General features: G+C 71.5%; 3 protein-coding genes. All 3 read right to left on the bottom strand.

Features of this window, described 5'->3' with window-relative positions; translation table 11 throughout:
- Positions 1 to 407, bottom strand: a 407-nt coding sequence (locus AC1MIR_RS20300; protein ID WP_480029996.1) for a hypothetical protein, incomplete at its 3' end; no start/stop codon positions are given.
- A 233-nt stretch (positions 408 to 640) separates the two neighbouring features.
- A complete protein-coding gene (locus tag AC1MIR_RS20305; RefSeq protein ID WP_480029997.1) occupies positions 641 to 1,108 on the bottom strand; it encodes a hypothetical protein in 468 nt (155 codons plus the stop codon).
- A gap of 345 nt (positions 1,109 to 1,453) precedes the next feature.
- Positions 1,454 to 3,185 (bottom strand): spermine/spermidine synthase domain-containing protein (locus tag AC1MIR_RS20310; protein WP_480029998.1); only part of this gene is annotated, 1,732 nt, incomplete at its 5' end.

The raw sequence follows: 3,185 nt of genomic DNA on the forward strand, positions 1-3,185 counted from the left end.
AACCGGGGGGCGGCCCGCGCGGGGCGGGCGGCGCGCGCCGCGTCGCCGGCCGCGGCCAGGCCGCCGACGCGGGAGAGTTGGTCGGGAGTGAGTGTGATCGGGCCGGCCGGGTTGCCGTCGTTGGTCAGCAGGCCGGTGGTGTAAACCAGCGGGGGCGACTGCAACCCGGTCGTCACCTGGTTGAAGATGTCCACGCACCAGAGAAAGAGGTCGCCGAGGCTGCTCGTGACCTGGAAGCGGCCGGCATTGACCAGCGTCTTGTTGCTGCCGTCGTCGATGACGATCGGCCGCGAGCCGTCGCTGAAGACGATGTTCGTCGCCGTGACGGTGCTTGCGCCCGCCGGCATGGTCGCCGCGATGGCGATGAGTGAAACCCCAGCAGCCGCTGCCAGCCGGAACATCTTCATTACCCCAACCTACATACCCTGACAGAATAGCGCATTGTCTCGGTGCTGCATAGATATTAATAGTTGCACTCTTCGCGCACATAGCACCCGTGTAGGTTGTATTTCCGGCTACGGCGACGCCTTCGGCGGTGGCATGGCGCGGCGCCGGTGCATCCCAGCGACGCGCTCGCGATGGCGATCGGATCCTGCGATGGAGCCCGCCGGGTCTCGCGACACGGCGGCGAGCGCCCGGATCAGCCGCGGAAGCGTCTCATCAGGCCCCCGGCCTGCATCAGCGCCGCCGCCCCCCATCCCCATGCGCCGTTCACCAACGCGATGCGCAACCAGTTGGGCAGGTAGAGCACGCTCCAGATCGGCAGGCCGCGCTCTCCATAATAGGGGGCGAAGCCGAAGCCGGTGCAGACCAGTGTGCCGAACAGGAAGCCTGCGAGCAGGACAGGCGGACGCAGCAGCCGCAGCGTCGCGGCCAGGACGATGCCCCAGCTGCCGCCCCAGAAGGCGAGGTTCAGCACCTCCGGGAAGCCGAGGGGCGGCGACAGGCGCAGGTTGAACCCCGGGGAAAGCGGCTTGAAGCCGCCCGCAGCGCCGAGCAGCGCCTGCAAGATCCCGAAATTGTGATAGAGCAGGAAATTGGTGCCTTCGTGGAACAGCGGCACGGCAGCGGCACCCGCCAGGAAGCCCGTGATGACGACACGCCACATCGGCGCGAGGCCCGGCCGCCGCTAGCGCAGGTGGCGGCCGCCGGCCGGCCGGCCATGCGCCGATGGCGTCCGAAGCGGCTTCGGGCCGCCCCCGATCGGCTGCCCGCCCCTCCGGCCCGGACCGGCGGGCGGCGTCAGGCGGGACACGTGGCCGGATGCGGCCATGCCTAGGCTCCCCCTCCCCGGACGTGGCGCCGGGGTTGGCGCCGTCCTTGCCGGAGCACGGTAGAGCAGCGTTCGTTCAAGTGGAACCGCTCCGCCGCCGTGCCGATCGGCCGAGCCGGGCCCTGGCTGCAACGACGTTGCGCGGCAGGGCGTCGCCCCGGGGCGATCCCAAAGGGTCCGTCAGCGCGGGCCGCCCTGCGCCATCAGATCGCCCGGCCGCATCAGGTCGTGCGTCAGCCTGACCGCGTTGTTCATGTAGAACTCGTCGCGCGGGAAGACATCGGTCAGCGACGCTTCAGGCCGCGGGTTGCCGGGCGCCCAGCGCAGCGGCGCGCGCGCGAACAGGCTGCGGTAGTCGCTGAAGCCCGGATTGCCGCGGGCCAGATGCGCGACCACTTCCGGCGCGGCGAGGCGCGCGGCAAGCTGCTCGGCATCGTAGGGGATCGGCCTGTCCGACCCGATCAGCACCGAGACCGGCATCAGCAGCAGCGTGTGCGGGAAGACCGATGCGAAGGTCTCCACCGTGCGGCGCGTCGGGCCCCACTGCACATAGATCCCGCCCGGCGCCAGGCGCCGCCGCACCTGCTGGAGGAATTCCTCGGAATAGAGCAGGCCGGAATGCGAGCCCTCCGGCAGGATGGCATCGGCCTGGATCACGTCGTAGAGCGTGTCGCCCTTCGCCAGCGCGCGGCGGCCGTCGCCGTATTCCATCGTCCAGCGCGGGTTGCGGAACATCTCGGCGATGGGCCCGTCCGGGTGGCGCGCAGCGAGTTCCTGATGCGCAGTGATCACCGGGCCGACCAGCTCGATCGCGCGGATCTGCGACGGGCCCTGCACGACACCGGCTGCCCAGGGCGTGCCGCCCGAGCCGATGCCGATGCACAGGATCCGCTGCGGATCGGGGTGCAGCAGCGGTCCGACCGCGCCGAGGAACTGGTGGATCGGCAGGAAGGGAATGGTCCCCTGCGCGAAGCCCTGGATGAAGAAGGGACCATGCGGCCGGGCCGGGTCGCGCGCGTCGTCGCGGAAGAAGGCGACGCCGGAGCGGTCCTCGGCCCAGGCGGTGCGCTGGCCGGGCTTCTCCGCATGCAGCCGCGACCACAGCGCGGCATTGCCGGGCAGCACCACCAGCGCCGCCGCGCAGGCGCCGGCCAGCGCCACTTCCGGCCCGCGCCGCCAGCCCGCCTTCCACAGCCAGCCGAGCACCAGCAGCAGCGACAGCACCGCCAGCAGTTGCAGGGTCCCGGCAGTCCCAAGCACATGGAAGGTGACGAGGCCGGTGCCGATCGAGCCCGCGGCATTGCCGAGGATATTCGCCAGCTGCACCCAGCCGACCCGCGCGCCGACGCTCGCGAGATCCTGCTGCACCGCGCGCTGCACGAAGGGGAAGGTCATGCCGATGACGAAGCTCGGCGGCCCGACCACCAGCACGGTGAGCAGCACCGTCGTCAGCAGGCCGTCGCCGCGCAGGCGCTGGATGTCGGCATTCACGAAGCTGCTGATCGGCCAGTGCGGCAGCGCCCAGTAGAGCGCCAGGATCAGCGCCGCGCCGAGCACGAAGCCGCCGGCCTGGGTGATGAAGAAGGCCGGCCGCGGGTCGCGGATCCGCCGCACCATGCGCGCCGCCACCGCCATGCCGGCGCCGTCGGCCAGCAGGAACACGCCGAGCACGGTGGGGAAGAGATAGGCGTGGTACTGGCCCACCTGGCCCATCAGCCGCACCCAGACGATCTCGAGCGCCACGATCACATAGCCCGAGAGGAAGACCAGCACGCACCAAAGGCGCAGGCTGCCGAAGGGCTCGGCGGCTGCGGTGCGGACGGCGGCGGGGGCGCGCGCCGCCGCCGGCGCGGCGCCGTCGGCGCGGCGGGGCGCCCGCCAGAGCCTGAGCGCCCACCGGGCCGCGGAGGAT

It is taken from the genome of Falsiroseomonas sp. RANM36, from assembly GCF_056682175.1.